General features: G+C 63.4%; 18 protein-coding genes. 3 read left to right on the forward strand and 15 right to left on the reverse strand.

Annotated features, from left to right (window positions below; genetic code table 11):
- Positions 1 to 36 precede the first annotated feature (36 nt).
- Complete coding sequence (locus AC6LJ2_RS04435) at positions 37 to 2,115, reverse strand: cytochrome c biogenesis protein ResB (RefSeq protein ID WP_263913052.1); 2,079 nt, start codon at positions 2,113 to 2,115, stop codon at positions 37 to 39.
- Between the two features lie 118 nt (positions 2,116 to 2,233).
- Positions 2,234 to 2,935 (reverse strand): c-type cytochrome, encoded by a 702-nt coding sequence (locus AC6LJ2_RS04440; protein ID WP_498150887.1) that lies wholly within the window; start codon positions 2,933 to 2,935, stop codon positions 2,234 to 2,236.
- A gap of 233 nt (positions 2,936 to 3,168) precedes the next feature.
- On the opposite strand from AC6LJ2_RS04440, the gene yihA reads away from it, so the two are divergent.
- Positions 3,169 to 3,792 (forward strand): ribosome biogenesis GTP-binding protein YihA/YsxC, encoded by a 624-nt coding sequence (yihA, locus tag AC6LJ2_RS04445; RefSeq protein WP_025136320.1) that lies wholly within the window; start codon positions 3,169 to 3,171, stop codon positions 3,790 to 3,792.
- A complete protein-coding gene (hemB, locus tag AC6LJ2_RS04450) occupies positions 3,789 to 4,805 on the forward strand; it encodes a porphobilinogen synthase (RefSeq protein WP_263913054.1) in 1,017 nt (338 codons plus the stop codon). Before yihA ends, hemB begins: the two co-directional genes overlap by 4 nt.
- On the opposite strand, the gene AC6LJ2_RS04455 is transcribed toward hemB, so the two are convergent.
- The 3 genes from AC6LJ2_RS04455 to cutA form a co-directional block, all read right to left on the reverse strand.
- Positions 4,802 to 5,653 (reverse strand): DMT family transporter, encoded by an 852-nt coding sequence (locus AC6LJ2_RS04455; RefSeq protein WP_263913089.1) that lies wholly within the window; start codon positions 5,651 to 5,653, stop codon positions 4,802 to 4,804. The genes hemB and AC6LJ2_RS04455 overlap by 4 nt on opposite strands.
- Positions 5,654 to 5,784: 131 nt before the next feature.
- Entirely contained in the window at positions 5,785 to 7,653 is a 1,869-nt protein-coding gene (dsbD, locus tag AC6LJ2_RS04460) for a protein-disulfide reductase DsbD (RefSeq protein ID WP_498150888.1), read from the reverse strand.
- Positions 7,653 to 8,000 (reverse strand): divalent cation tolerance protein CutA, encoded by a 348-nt coding sequence (gene cutA / locus AC6LJ2_RS04465; protein ID WP_263913056.1) that lies wholly within the window; start codon positions 7,998 to 8,000, stop codon positions 7,653 to 7,655. The genes dsbD and cutA overlap by 1 nt, the downstream gene beginning before the upstream one ends.
- A 130-nt stretch (positions 8,001 to 8,130) precedes the next feature.
- On the opposite strand from cutA, the gene AC6LJ2_RS04470 reads away from it, so the two are divergent.
- Positions 8,131 to 8,568, forward strand: a complete 438-nt coding sequence (locus AC6LJ2_RS04470; protein ID WP_263913057.1) for an HIT family protein — start codon at positions 8,131 to 8,133, stop codon at positions 8,566 to 8,568.
- Between the two features lie 195 nt (positions 8,569 to 8,763).
- On the opposite strand, the gene rplQ is transcribed toward AC6LJ2_RS04470, so the two are convergent.
- From rplQ to rpmD, 10 genes are all read right to left on the reverse strand, one after another.
- Positions 8,764 to 9,159 carry a 50S ribosomal protein L17 gene (rplQ, locus tag AC6LJ2_RS04475; protein WP_025136324.1) on the reverse strand — a complete coding sequence of 132 codons (396 nt, stop codon included), beginning with the start codon at positions 9,157 to 9,159 and terminating at the stop codon, positions 8,764 to 8,766.
- 186 nt (positions 9,160 to 9,345) lie between these two features.
- Positions 9,346 to 10,332, reverse strand: coding sequence for a DNA-directed RNA polymerase subunit alpha (locus AC6LJ2_RS04480; protein WP_006216514.1), 987 nt, complete (start codon positions 10,330 to 10,332; stop codon positions 9,346 to 9,348).
- Between the two features lie 216 nt (positions 10,333 to 10,548).
- Positions 10,549 to 11,172 (reverse strand): 30S ribosomal protein S4, encoded by a 624-nt coding sequence (gene rpsD / locus AC6LJ2_RS04485; RefSeq protein ID WP_263913058.1) that lies wholly within the window; start codon positions 11,170 to 11,172, stop codon positions 10,549 to 10,551.
- Between the two features lie 11 nt (positions 11,173 to 11,183).
- Entirely contained in the window at positions 11,184 to 11,585 is a 402-nt protein-coding gene (gene rpsK, locus AC6LJ2_RS04490; RefSeq protein ID WP_006216516.1) for a 30S ribosomal protein S11, read from the reverse strand.
- A 15-nt stretch (positions 11,586 to 11,600) separates the two neighbouring features.
- Entirely contained in the window at positions 11,601 to 11,966 is a 366-nt protein-coding gene (gene rpsM, locus AC6LJ2_RS04495; RefSeq protein WP_006216517.1) for a 30S ribosomal protein S13, read from the reverse strand.
- Between the two features lie 43 nt (positions 11,967 to 12,009).
- Entirely contained in the window at positions 12,010 to 12,123 is a 114-nt protein-coding gene (rpmJ, locus tag AC6LJ2_RS04500) for a 50S ribosomal protein L36 (protein ID WP_003806928.1), read from the reverse strand.
- Positions 12,124 to 12,157: 34 nt separating this feature from the next.
- Positions 12,158 to 12,376: a translation initiation factor IF-1 gene (infA, locus tag AC6LJ2_RS04505; protein WP_003806927.1), complete on the reverse strand. Its 219-nt coding sequence runs from the start codon at positions 12,374 to 12,376 to the stop codon at positions 12,158 to 12,160.
- 8 nt (positions 12,377 to 12,384) lie between these two features.
- Positions 12,385 to 13,710: a preprotein translocase subunit SecY gene (gene secY, locus AC6LJ2_RS04510; RefSeq protein WP_025136326.1), complete on the reverse strand. Its 1,326-nt coding sequence runs from the start codon at positions 13,708 to 13,710 to the stop codon at positions 12,385 to 12,387.
- Between the two features lie 14 nt (positions 13,711 to 13,724).
- Positions 13,725 to 14,165 carry a 50S ribosomal protein L15 gene (gene rplO, locus AC6LJ2_RS04515; RefSeq protein ID WP_043541568.1) on the reverse strand — a complete coding sequence of 147 codons (441 nt, stop codon included), beginning with the start codon at positions 14,163 to 14,165 and terminating at the stop codon, positions 13,725 to 13,727.
- A gap of 9 nt (positions 14,166 to 14,174) precedes the next feature.
- Positions 14,175 to 14,360: a 50S ribosomal protein L30 gene (gene rpmD, locus AC6LJ2_RS04520; RefSeq protein WP_006216520.1), complete on the reverse strand. Its 186-nt coding sequence runs from the start codon at positions 14,358 to 14,360 to the stop codon at positions 14,175 to 14,177.
- Between the last annotated feature and the right edge of the window lie 2 nt (positions 14,361 to 14,362).

Below are 14,362 nucleotides of genomic sequence, written 5' to 3' on the forward strand. Positions count from 1 at the left end.
GGGAGTGCGTGGTGGTCGTCGTGGACATAAGAAACCTTAAGACCCTTTCTGGCGCAGCAGCGCCTGCTTGAAGCGATCAAACTCGTGGTTGAAGTCGAGTGTACGCTTCTGCGAAGTCATCGCCGCCAGGATGCCGCTGCCGCCGTCTTGCGGCCGGACCCAGATCCAGACGCGGCGATCTCGAATATAGAACATCGAAAACACCCCCAGCACCAGCAGCAGGCTGCCCAGGTAGACCGTGTTCTTGCCCGGGGTGCGGCTGACCTGGAACACGCTGGCCTGGATGTGGTTGAAATCGGCCAATGAGAAGAACACCGGAGCCGGGTAGACGGTCAGGTCGGACAAGGCCGCCACCGCCAGGCGCGACCACACCGCGGCGCGCTCGCCTTCGGCGCCCTCGGTCGGCACGGGCGGCAAGCCGGCGCGTTCGCGTTCTACGCCCCGCAGTTCATTCATGCTGGCGCCGATCAGCCGGATCACGACGTCAGCCGCGCGCTCCAGGTCGGCGGGCGGCGTATTGGCCTGCAGGAACGCGGCCACGGCCTGCAGGCCGCCCCCGGCGTAGGTTTCCAGCGCACGCTCGGCTGCCGTCTGCAGAGGCTGGCGGTCGGCACCACTGGGGCTGTTGCGCTCCGCGAAGCGGCGGGCCGCTTCCTGGCGTGCGCTCGGATCGGCCAACGTGGCGCGCAGCCGCATGAATTCCGCGACCGAACTGTCGTCGTCCGCTGGAATGCGCAGGTAGCGGAAGGGCTCGGACGCATTGTTGCGCACCCCGGCCAGGAACACGCTGGCGCCGTCCAGTTGCACGGGCAACATGTAGTTCTGGAATTCATGCGCCTGGCCCGCGTCGTCGATCAGCTTGTATTCGACGCTGGGGCCTACGTTGCGCAGGTTTTCGTTCTTTTTGCCGGCCGCGCTGCCGGACACCGACGCCACATGCTCGGCAAAACTCTGGTTGGCGCCCTTGGGGTCGCCACGAGTCAGGTCTTCGACGTTGATCGGGCGCAGCGCCGTGATTTCCACGCCCATGCTGCGCGGGCCCTTTGCCGTATTGGCACTGACTTCGGCGGTCTTGCCCACCGTGCCGTCGACCTTGAAGGTGGCGCTGTCGGCGCCAACCAGCGGATAGCCCTTGAGCACCACCGTGCTGCCGCCATCGTCGAAGCTGGACTGATACACCGTCATGCCCTTGAAGCGCAGCGGCTCGTTCACTTCGATGGTGGAATCGAACGACTTGCCGGTATCCGGGTCCGTCACTTCCACTTCACTGGCAAAGCGGCTGGGCATGCCCGTCGAGTAGTAGTCGACGACGAATTTCTTGAGCTTCAGCGTGAACGGCATCGGCTGCACCAGCGCGCCGTCGCCGACCATCACGACCGCCGTGCTGGCTTGGCCGTTCTCGGGCACCAGTACGCTGGCGCGAAAGCTGGGGTTGTCGACCGACAGGCGGCCGCTTTCCGGCACCTCGGAAATCAGCATGTTCTCGACGATCGGCTTCTTGCCGCCGAACATGACCTGCAGCCGCACGGGCAGCTCGCTGTCGAGCAGCCCGCCAATACAGATGATGACCATCGCGGCGTGCGCGAACACATAGCCCAGCCGGTTGGCGCTACCCTTCTTGGCCGCCAGCAGCACACCCGTATTGTCCTGGCGCTCACGCACCGCATAGCCCATGCGCTTGAGCAGCGCCGTCAGGCCGGCCGCCGTTTGAGGCACATCGCCGGGCACCTCGGTTTCGACGCGGTGCGGAAACGCCCGCAAGCTGCTGCCACGCACGTGCTCGCGAAACGAGCTGGCCTCGCGCAGCATCTTGGGCGCATTGCGGATCAGGCAGACCGACGTCGACACGACCAGGAATGCCATGATCAACAGGAACCACCAGCTGTTGTAGACGTGCCAGATGGAGAACTTGTCGAACACCTCGTACCAGAACGGGCCGAACTGGTCGATGTAATTGCTGGACGACCGGTTCTGTTGCAGTACCGTCCCCACCAGACTGGCCACGCAGATGAACATCAGCAGGCTGACGGCAAAACGCATCGACCCCAGCAGTTCGAATAGGTCGCGGGGCAGGCTGCGCAGGGAAGGACGAGAGTGTGTCTGAGTCGAATTCATGAAAAAAGGGGGGCCGCGCTATCGGCTACCCCCCTCGTAGACAGCGCGTAACGGAACCAGGTTCCGTACGCTCAGGTTGCGTGAACGCGGACCAGCCGCGCGCGTTGCCGGCAAGCGGCTACCGCAGGCCAGCCGCGTAATCCGCCACGGCCTTGATGTCGGCATCCGACATCCTGTCGGCCACGGCGTGCATCACGTCGTTGGCGCGATCGCCGCTGCGGAACAGCTTGAGCTGTTCTTCAATATACAGGGGGAACTGACCCGACAAGCGGGGGTACTGGCCCGGAATGCCCGCGCCGTTGGCAGAATGGCATGCCGCGCACGCGGGAACATTGCGTTCGGGCAAGCCGCCGCGCCAGATCTTTTGACCCAGATCAACCAGCTTCTCGTAGCCGGCCGTGGCAGGCTCTTTCAGGGGCTGCTGCGCCAGGTACAGCGCGATGTTCTGCATGTCGGCCGGCGTCAGGTTCTGCGCCATGGCGGTCATGGGGGTGGGATTGCCGCCCGGGCCATTGCGCACGGGCAGCTTGGCGCCCGCCTTGACCTGGAAATCGGTCAGTTGCTTGACCAGGTATTCGTGGGGTTGCGTGGCCAGGTTGGGGTTCACCGGGATGGTGCTGTTGCCCGCCGCGCCATGACAGGAGGCACAGGCGATGATGCCTCGGGAGGCGTCACCCTGGTCAAACAGCTGTCCGCCCTTGGCGGCATCTGGCTTGGCCGGGCCCGCAGCACCGTCGGCGGCGAAACTCGTAGTAGATAAGGCGGAGGCGCCGAGCAACAGCCCGCTCGCAACCAACATCCGGGACAGCACACGCTTCATGAAGACCTCGACGAATCGCATCGCTCAAGGCGCAAAAAGGCGCCCACGCCTACCCGCACATCTGGAAAACCGTATCGAACCTGATTTGCCCGTTTTGCCTGCCTGGAACATGCCGGTAGGTACCGAAATGCCCTTAACGGTAAGCAAAAGAGACGGCTCCGCGCACGGGGACCACTGTTGCAAACGCCGGATTATACAATAGGGCTCGAAACCAACCGTATCCAAAGCCATCCGTGTCCCTCCTACATCGCGCCTCTTTTCTCACGTCGGCAGCTCGCCTCGACCAGTTGCCGCCCGCCGGCGCACCCGAGGTCTGCTTTGTCGGCCGGTCCAACGCGGGCAAATCCACGTCCATCAACGTGCTGTGCAACCAGCGCCGCCTTGCCTTCTCGAGCAAGACGCCGGGCCGCACGCGCCTGATCAACATGTTCAGCCTGCCCGATCCGCTGGATCCGGAAAGCCACATCGGCTATCTCGTCGACCTGCCCGGCTACGGCTACGCGTCGGTCGCCCGCAACGAGAAGGAAAAATGGGCCGACATCCTGGGCGGCTATCTGCGCGACCGTGAATCGCTGGTCGGCATCGTGCTGCTCATCGACATCCGCCGCGGCGTCACCGAACTGGATCGGCGCCTGGCCAACTTCATCGCCCCCACCGGACGCCCGGTGCTGGCGTTGCTCACCAAAGCCGACAAGCTGCCTTACGGCCAGCGCATGCGCACCGTGTTTTCCGTGCGCAAAGACCTGGCGGACATCGGCGCCCTGCACACCATCCCCTTCTCGGCGCCCGAGCGCATCGGCCTGGAAGAAGCTGGCGCGCACATAGAAAACTGGATTTCTCCCAAGGTCGTACCATGAACCCGCAGATCATCACCCCCGACTTCCCGGTTTCCCGCCCCCGCCGCCTGCGTCGCGACGCCTTCACCCGCCGCCTGGTGCGCGAAAACACCCTCACGGTGGACGACCTGATCTACCCCGTGTTCGTGGCCGAAGGCACGGGCTTGAAGCAAGCCGTGCCGTCGCTGCCCGGCGTGGTCCGCTACTCGCCGGACACGCTGATGGCGGTGGCCGAAGAATGCGTATCGCTGGGCATCCCGGTGCTGTCGCTGTTCCCCGCCATCGATCCGTCGCTCAAGACGCCCGACGGCATCGAGGCCACCAATCCCGACGGCCTGATCCCGCGCGTCGTTCGCGAGCTGAAAAAACGTTTCCCTGAATTGGGCGTGCTGTGCGATGTAGCGCTTGACCCCTACACCAGCCACGGCCAGGACGGCGTCATCGATGAAAACGGCTACGTCGTCAACGAGCCTACCGTCGAGATCCTGGTCAAGCAGGCGCTCACGCAAGCCGCCGCCGGCGTCGACATGGTCGCCCCCAGCGACATGATGGACGGTCGCATCGGCGCCGTGCGCCGTGCGCTCGAGGCCAACGGCTACATCCACACCCAGATCATGGCCTACTCGGCCAAGTACGCCAGCGCCTTCTACGGCCCGTTCCGCGACGCCGTGGGGTCCGCCACCAACCTGGGCAAGTCCAACAAAATGGCTTACCAGATGGACCCGGGCAACCTGGACGAAGCCCTGCGCGAAGTCGCTGCCGACCTGCAGGAAGGCGCCGACATGGTCATGGTCAAGCCGGGCATGCCCTACCTGGACGTGCTGCGCCGCGTGAAAGACACCTTCCGTGTGCCGACCTTCGCCTATCAGGTCAGCGGCGAATACGCGATGATCAAGGCCGCCTCCGCCAACGGCTGGCTGGACCACGACAAGGTCATGATGGAAGCCTTGCTGGCGTTCAAGCGCGCCGGCGCCGACGGCATCCTGACCTACTTCGCCATCGAGGCGGCCAAGCTGCTCAAGAACCGCGACTAGGCGCTGCGGCGCAGGCCGAGCCAGGTCCCGCTCAAGATGCAGGCCAGGCCGGCCACGTGCACCAGCGTCACGTGTTCGTCCAGGAACAGCGCGGCGAACAGCAGGCCGAAGATCGGCAGCCAGTTCACGAACAGCGCCGCGCGGCTGATCCCCAGCCGCGCGATGCCTGCATTCCAGATGATGTTGCTGACGCCCGAGGCGATCACGGCCGAAAACAGCAGCACCATCCACGGCCACCACGTCATGCGCCAGCCCTCGGTGTCGTAAGCGCCAGGCGTCAGGACGGCATGCACCACCAGCATCAGCCCACCGGCCAGGTACATGTACCAGAGCATCGCCAGCGGATCGAGCGTGCGCGAAATGCGCTGGATCACCAGCCCGCCGAACACGAACACCGCGACCGCCAGGAACACGATCGCGTCGCCCCAGCCGGTCAGGCCCAGCTGCGCGCCGCTGCCGATCACCACCATCGCCACGCCGGCCAGGCCCAGCAAGGCGCCCGCAATGCGCAACCACGTCAGCTTTTCACGGTAGAACAAGGCCGCCAGCAGCGCCGACAACAGCGGGCTGGTGGCCATCAGCAGCGTGCCATTGGCGGCTGACGAGAACTGCAAGCCGTAGACCAACGCGGTCTGGTGCGCGTACACCACCAGAAAGCCCGCCAGCGCCACCCAGCCCAGTTCCACGCGACCTAGCCGGGGAATGCGGCCACGACGGGCCTTGACGATCAGCGTGACCGCAACGAACGCCACGGCGATCCGCACGGCCGCCAGGGCCCGGATGTCCATGTGTTGTGTCAGGTACTTGATAGAGACGATGTTCAGGCCCCACGTGGCCATCACGAACATCAATTGAAGATAGATCAGACCGGTGCGGTCCTGGCTTGCAGCAACTGTCGAAGACGTCACGGGCGCCGGCCTGGTGGATGGAGGGCGCCGCCCACGCGACGCAAGTCCTCATGGTAGCGGCCGGGCGCCGCTCAGCGCAATAGCACGCGGTCCAGCGACTCGGTGAAACGCTTGGCGTCCTGGAAGCCCACCACGCGGGCATCGGGCAATTCCTTGCCACCCGGCTCGAAGAACATGATGCCCGGGGGGCCGAACAGCCGGAACCGCTTGAGCAGTGCGCGATCGTCGGCGTTGTTGGCCGTGACATCGGCCTGCACCAGCAACATGCCCGCCATGCGCTGCGCCACCCCCGGATCGGTGAAGGTGAAGCGCTCCATCTCGCGACACGACACGCACCAGTCAGCATAGAAATCCAGCATCACCGGCTGCTGGCTCTGCGCCAGCAGCGCGTCGAGCTCGGCGTTGTTGCGCACCCGCTTGAAATGCACTTCACCGGCATTGGCCGACACGCCGGCCGCGGCCGGGCCGCCCGATGCCAGATGGGACAAGGGCTGCAGCACGTCGCGCCCGCCGCTGGCCGCCCCCACCAGCCACGCCGCGGCGGCCAGGGCCAACAGCAGCCCCAGGCCCTTGCCGAACATGCGCGCCGAGCCAGCGCCGGCTGGCAGCGCATCAAACGCCCGCAGCATCACGGCCCCGACAATCGCCAGGAAGGCCCAGCCGGTCATTTGCATCCAGGTGGGCACGACCGGGATCAGCATCCACCATGCCGTCGCCAGCAACAACATGCCGAACAGGCGCTTGACGCCATCCATCCAGGGGCCCGCCTTGGGCAGCAGTGCGCCGGACGAAGCTCCCACGATCAAGAGCGGCACCCCCATGCCCCAGGCCATGGCGAACAGGGCCGAACCGCCCAGCACCACGTCGCCGGTCTGCGAGATGTACAGCAACGCGCCGGCCAGCGGCGCGGCCACGCAGGGCCCGACGATCAGGGCCGACAATGCGCCCATCACCAACGCGCCGGTGTAGCGGCCGCCCGGCACGCGCGACGAGCGCTCCGCCAACTTGGCTTGGATGCCCGACGGCATCTGGAAGGTGAAGGCATCGAACATCGCGAGCGCCAGCACCGCCAGCAAAATCGCGAACAAGGTCAGGATCCAGGGCGTCTGCAGCCAGGCGGCAAGACCCGCGCCGCTCAAGCCGGCCGCCACGCCCAGCGCGGTATAGACCACGGACATGCCCAACACGTAGGTCGCGGCCAGCGCCAGGCCCCGGCCGCGACTCGGGCGGGCCTGGCTGGCCCCGCCCAGCACGATCGACGAAAGAATGGGAATCATCGGCAATACGCACGGCGTGAACGCCAGCAACAAGCCCAGCACCAGGAACACGCCGGCCGTCTTGACCCAGCCCAGCCCGCCCAACGCATCGGCCAGGCCGGTATCGCCCGCATTCACCAGCGCGCTCAGGCCGCCGGACGATGCCGGCGCGGCGGACGCGCCGGCGCCCGCCACGGCATAGCCCCCCGCCACGGGCGTCAGCTTCACGCTGCTGTCCATCGGGGGGTAACACAGGCCGGCATCGGCGCAGCCCTGGCCGGTCAACGTCAGCGTGAAAGGCTGGCCGCCTGGGGCCACCGGCACCCGGATCACGACATCCTTGTGATAGACCTCCATGTCCTTTTCGAAGGTCGGGTCGTACTTGACCTCCCCCTTCGGATAGACAGGCTCGCCCAAGGTCGCCGCACCCAACGGACTGATCGTGATACCGAAACGCTCGCGGTACATGTAATAGCCGGGCGCGACGCGAAAACGCAGCTCGACCGTATCCGGCGCCGCCATCACCGCACTGAAGACAAAGGCCTTTTCCGGTTCGAGAAATTCGGCATCGGCGCGCGCCGACGCACTCCAACCCCACAGCAAGAGCGACATTGCCAACAGGGCCAGCATTCTGGAGAAAAAGGCACGCGCCGGTGCGCCGGCTGGAACCGCGAGTTGCAACATCAGTCTCTCTTGTTCTGCTGGACGGCCGTCTGCTCGCGCACCCAATCCAGATAGGGCGCGGCGCCGCCGATGACCGGCAGCACAATGATTTCGGGCACGTCGTAGGGATGCATCTGCGCCAGGGCCTGGACCACGGCCTGGTGGCGCGCGTAGGTGGTTTTGATGTGAATGGGGATTTCTTCCGTCCCCTCGACCACGCCTTGCCACAGGTAGATGGACAGGCCCGGGGCGCCAAGGTTCACGCAGGCCGCCAGTCCGTCTTCGACCAGCACGTGGGCGATACGTTTGGCCAGCAGCAGGTCCGGCGCGTTGCTGATGACCAGCACGACGTCGTCATCGCGCAACATGGGGCCTCCTTGGGGTAGCCGTGTGGGATGTAACTCGGGGTATTTTATCGGTATTGCCGCCACCGCCCTCCACGGCCGGACTTGCGGCTGCGCCGCGCCGTCGCGCGTCTCCGTACCCACCGAGGCAAGCATGTCCGATAACTGCCTGTTCTGCCGCATCGCCCGCCACGAAATCCCGGCCCACATCATCCACGAAGACGACCGCCTGATGGCGTTCCTGGACATCCAGCCGGTGCGCGCGGGGCACACGCTCATCATCCCCAAGCAGCACTACCCCTACTACGAAGACATGCCAGCCGACCTGGCCGGGCACATCGTCAACCTGGGCCAGAAGCTGGGGCGGCACATGAAGCGCCTGTACAACGTAGACCGCGTGGCATTCGCGTTCACGGGCATACACGTGGCTCACACCCATGCGCACGTGATTCCCATGCACCATCCGCAGGACGTCACCTCGACCCAGTACATCGCGCAGCAGGACCTGACCTTCCGGATGCCGCCACAGGCGTCTAAAGAGGCGCTGGAGGCCGCCGCGGCACAATTGCGGGGCGAACTGCACGCGTCGTAGCGGGCGCTCCCGGAGACCGTTCTGGCGCCGTCAGCCAACGCGCTGATCTGATCCCGGGCCCTGCGCCGCTTCACTTGAGCCCGTGACCGGATCTTGTACCCGTTGCCCCTCACTCGGACGGCGCTTATCCGGACGCCACAAAAAACAAGGGCGGGTCCGAAGACCCGCCCTTGCTACTCATCGCGCAACCGAAGCTTATTCGGCGGCGCTGTCCTCAGCGGCTTCATCGACTTCCGGACGGTCGACCAGCTCCATGAAAGCCATGGGAGCGTTGTCGCCCTGACGGAAACCCATCTTCAGCACGCGGGTGTAGCCGCCGTTACGGGCCGCGTAGCGCGGGCCGATTTCGGCGAACAGCTTCACCACGGCGTCGCGATCGCGCAGACGGGCAAAAGCCAGACGCTTGTTCGCGAGGGTGGGTTCTTTACCCAGCGTGATCAGGGGTTCGATGACGCGGCGCAATTCTTTCGCCTTCGGCAGCGTGGTCTTGATGGCTTCGTGGGTGATCAACGAAACGGCCATGTTGCGGAACATGGCAAGACGGTGACTGCTGGTGCGGTTGAGCTTACGCAAGCCATTACCGTGACGCATGATAAGTATCCTTTGAATCTATTGAAGGCGTTTCCGCCATCGGGTTGTCCGGCTCTTCTATCAACCTGCAATCAGGCCGCGGTCCGGTAGAAAACGGTGCATTTTACGACGGTTTCGCAAACCGCCCGGCGGTGAGGCCGGGCGCTGCGGGAGACGCCCCTTTCCAGAGGCGCCACCCTTCAAGACTTAGGGACGCTCCAGGCCCAGGGGCGGCCAGTTCTCGAGCTTCATGCCGAGGGTCAAGCCACGTGCAGCCAGGACTTCCTTGATCTCGTTGAGCGACTTGCGACCCAGGTTCGGGGTCTTGAGCAGCTCGTTTTCGGTACGCTGGATCAGGTCGCCGATGTAGTAGATGTTTTCGGCCTTCAGGCAGTTGGCCGAACGCACGGTCAGTTCCAGGTCGTCGACCGGACGCAGCAGGACCGGGTCGATCTGCGGCGTGCCGCGAACCGGAGCTTCGTACGAATCGCCAGCGCCTTCCAGGGCAGCGAAAACCGAGATCTGGTCCATCAGGATGCGGGCCGACTGACGCACCGCTTCCTCGGGCGAGATCACGCCGTTGGTTTCGATGTCCAGGACCAGCTTGTCCAGGTCGGTGCGCTGTTCCACACGGGCGCTTTCAACCGCGTAGCTCACGCGGCGAACCGGGCTGAACGACGCGTCCAGCACGATGCGGCCGATGGTGTGGGTACGGTCTTCCGACAGCGCGCGCACGTTGCCCGGCACGTAGCCGCGGCCCTTTTCGACCTTGATCTGCATTTCCAGCTTGCCTGCGTCCGTCAGGTTGCAGATGGCATGGCCGGGGTTGATGATCTCGACGTCGTGCGGCAGCTCGATGTCGCTGGCCAGCACGGTGCCGGCGCCGGTCTTGCGCAGGACCAGGGTGACTTCGTCACGATTGTGCAGCTTGAAGACCACGCCCTTCAGGTTCAGCAAGATGTCGACGACATCTTCGCGAACGCCCGGGATGGTCGAGTATTCGTGCACCACGCCCGTCATCTGGACTTCGGTCGGCGCGTAGCCGGTCATCGAAGACAGCAGGATGCGGCGCAGGGCGTTGCCCAGCGTATGACCGTAGCCACGCTCGAACGGCTCCATCACGATCTTGGCATGGTGGGTGCCGACCGGTTCGACTTCAATGGAGCGCGGCTTCAGGAAACCTTGAGTGGACATGTACTGTGTTCCTTTTCAATACCCTCGGCTCGTTACACCGATAAGGCTGATGGACAGGGTGAAACATGAAACTCGGTCGGTGCAAAAAACACCGGCCGATACTTACCGCAAAGCCCGCCGCCGCCAAAAGGCGGAAAGCGGGCTGCTGCGGGACATGCAAACGGGTCGCGAGACCAGCTCGCCAGCGCCTTGCGAAGGAGGCGCCGGCAGGCGTGATTAACGCGAGTACAGTTCGACGACCATCGATTCGTTGATGTCGCGAGCGACGTCAGCGCGATCGGGGACCGACTTGAACGTACCGGTCAGCTTGGTCGTGTCGACTTCCACCCACTGGGGGATGCCGATGCTGGTGGCCAGGTCGAGCGATTCCTTGATACGGCCTTGTTTCTTGGCCTTTTCACGGATCGAGACCACGTCGCCAGCCTTGACCAGCATCGAAGCGATGTCGGCGGTATGGCCGTTCAGTTCGATGGCGCGGTGGCTCACCAGCTGGCGAGCTTCAGCGCGGGTCGAGCCGAAGCCCATGCGGTAGACGACGTTGTCCAGGCGCGATTCCAGCAGCTGGATCAGCGTTTCGCCGGTGTTGCCACGGCGACGCTCGGCTTCAGCGAAGTACTTGCGGAATTGCTTTTCCAGCACGCCGTACATGCGCTTGAGCTTTTGCTTTTCGCGCAGCTGCAGGCCGTAGTCGGAAGTGCGGGCACCCGAAGTGCGGCCGTGTTGGCCAGGCTTGGAATCCAGCTTGCACTTGGAATCCAGCGAGCGACGGGCGCTCTTCAGGAACAGGTCAGTACCCTCGCGGCGCGAGAGCTTGCATTTGGGTCCAATATAACGTGCCATGTGGATTCCCTTTAGATACGACGACGCTTCGGCGGACGGCAGCCGTTGTGCGGAACGGGCGTGATGTCGGCAATGCTCGAAATCTTGATGCCCAGCGCGTTCAGAGCGCGAACGGAGGATTCGCGGCCAGGACCGGGGCCCTTGATGCGAACTTCCAGCGTCTTGATGCCGTATTCCAGCGCAACGCGGCCAGCCGTTTCAGCAGCGACCTGCGCGGCGAACGGGGTCGACTTACGCGAACCCTTGAAGCCAGCACCGCCCGAAGTGGCCCACGACAAAGCGTTGCCCTGACGGTCGGTGATGGTGATGATGGTGTTGTTGAACGAAGCGTGAACGTGCGCGATGCCGTCCGAGACGTTCTTCTTGACCTTTTTGCGCACGCGCGAAGCGCCGCTGGTGGAAGCTTTCGCCATAATCCAGTTCCTCGATTATTTCTTCAGGGACGCAGCAGCACGACGCGGGCCCTTGCGGGTCCGGGCGTTGGTGCGAGTGCGCTGGCCGCGCACGGGCAAACCGCGCTTGTGACGCATACCGCGGTAGGTTCCCAGGTCGATCAAACGCTTGATCGAGAGCTGTACTTCACGACGCAGGTCGCCTTCAACCGTGAACAAACCAACATGTTCGCGGACGCGTTCCAATTCAGCGTCGTTCAGATCCTTGACCTTTTTGTCAAAGGGTACGTTTGCCGCTTCGCAAATCTTGCGAGCGCGCGTACGACCGATGCCAAAAATGGCGGTCAGGCCGATCTCGGCGTGCTGTTGCGGCGGGATGTTAATGCCAGCAATACGGGCCATGACTATTCCTTGAATAAATCTGTTGCGTAGTCGCTAACCCGAGTTAGCCTTGACGCTGCTTGTGACGCGGGTCGGTGCAGATAACACGCACCACGCCGTGACGTTTGATAACTTTGCAGTTGCGGCAGATCCGCTTAACCGATGCCATTACTTTCATGGTTGACTCCTAATTTTCCGTAATCCGGTTCCGCTCATTTGGAGCGGAAAACTATCCTGGCTCGCGTCAGATCATAGGGCGTGAGCTCCACTGTGACCTTGTCACCCGGCAGGATCCGGATGTAATGCATACGCATCTTGCCGGAAATATGGCCCAACACCACGTGGCCGTTTTCGAGCTTGACGCGAAATGTCGCGTTCGGGAGGTTCTCAAGAACCTCGCCTTGCATCTGAATGACGTCGTCCTTGGACATTCTTTTGCTTACCGCATCGGCAAACCCGCGCCCTTGAAGTTAGCCTTCTTGAGCAACGAGTCGTACTGGTGAGACATCATGTAGGCCTGAACCTGCGCCATGAAATCCATCGTCACCACCACAATAATCAACAGAGACGTACCACCGAAATAGAAGGGAACGTTCCAGCGCATCACCAAGAATTCCGGCAACAGGCACACCAACGTGATGTAGATGGCACCTGCGAGCGTCAGACGCATCAGGATCTTGTCGATGTAGCGCGCTGTTTGTTCACCCGGACGAATGCCCGGAACAAACGCACCACTCTTCTTCAGGTTGTCCGCCGTTTCGCGGCTGTTGAACACCAGAGCCGTGTAGAAAAAGCAGAAGAAAATAATCGCGACCGAGTACAGCGTGATGTAGAGCGGTTGACGAGGCGACAGGGCCGCAGCCAGGTCGCTAAGCCAGCGCATGTTCTCACTGCTGGAGAACCAGCTCGTGATCGTTGCCGGGAACAGGATGATCGACGACGCGAAGATCGGCGGAATCACCCCGGCCATGTTCAGCTTCAGCGGCAAGTGCGAGCTTTGACCACCGTAGACCTTGTTGCCGACCTGACGCTTGGCGTAGTTCACCGTGATCTTGCGCTGTCCGCGTTCCACGAACACCACAAAAGCGGTAACCAGCACCACCAGAGCCACGATGAACAGTGCGGAAAGCACAGACATCGCGTTGGTGCGGACCAGGTCCAACAGTGCAGCCAGCGCCGCGGGCAGACCCGCAACGATACCTGCGAAGATCAGGATGGAAATCCCGTTGCCAAGACCACGTTCCGTGATCTGTTCACCCAGCCACATGACGAACATGGTGCCAGTGACCAGGGTCACGACGGTCGTAAAGCGGAACAGCATGCCCGGATCGATCACCAGTCCCTGCTGGGACTCCAACGCTACCGAAATGCCCACAGCCTGCACCAGCGCCAGCACGACCGTGCCGTAGCGGGTGTATTGGGTAATCTTCCGACGACCGGCTTCGCCCTCTTTCTTGAGCGCTTCCAGCGACGGCACCACCACCGACATCAACTGCATGATGATGGATGCCGAAATGTACGGCATGATCCCCAGGGCAAAAATCGAGAAGCGCGAGAGCGCCCCGCCCGAGAACATGTTGAACAGGCCCAGGATCCCGCCCTGGTTCTGACGGAACAAGTCCGCCAGCGCATCCGGGTTGATACCCGGTACGGGGATGTGTGTACCCAAACGGTAAACCACCAGGGCGAGCACCAGGAACACGAGGCGGCGTTTAAGGTCGCCGTACCGTGCTCCGGTTTTGCCCAATGCCTGCGCGTTAGCCACTCGTCACCTCGTGATCAAGCAAGCGAGCCGCCCGCGGCTTCGATGGCGGCGCGAGCGCCAGCCGTCGCGGTAATGCCCTTGAGCACGACCTTGCGCGAGAGTTCACCCGACTTGATGACCTTGGCGTAACGAACCGCCTGGCCAATCACGCCAGCCGCCTTCAGCACTTGCACGTCGACTTCGTCGATGGGCAGGGCTTGCAGGTCCGACAGACGGACTTCGGCGTACAGGTGCTGACCGAGCGGGGTGAAACCACGCTTGGGCAGGCGACGCTGCAGCGGCATTTGACCGCCTTCGAAGCCAACCTTATGGAAACCGCCCGAGCGCGACTTCTGACCCTTGTGGCCACGGCCGGCGGTTTTACCCAGACCCGAACCGATACCACGGCCGACGCGGCGCTTGGCGTGCTTGCTGCCCTCAGCGGGCTTCAGCGAATTAAGTTGCATATCCGACATGGTGATTCCTTAGGCTTCCGAGACGGAAACGAGATAATCCACCTTACGGATCATCCCACGCACCTCGGGCGTATCGACCAGCACGCGGCTGCTGTTGATGCGGCCCAAGCCCAAACCGCGAACCGTGTCACGGTGCGATTGCTTGGTACCGATCACGGAGCGCACGAGGGTCACTTTGATCTGCTTCTGAGCCATGA

It is taken from the genome of Achromobacter sp. 1014246743 (assembly GCF_059760725.1).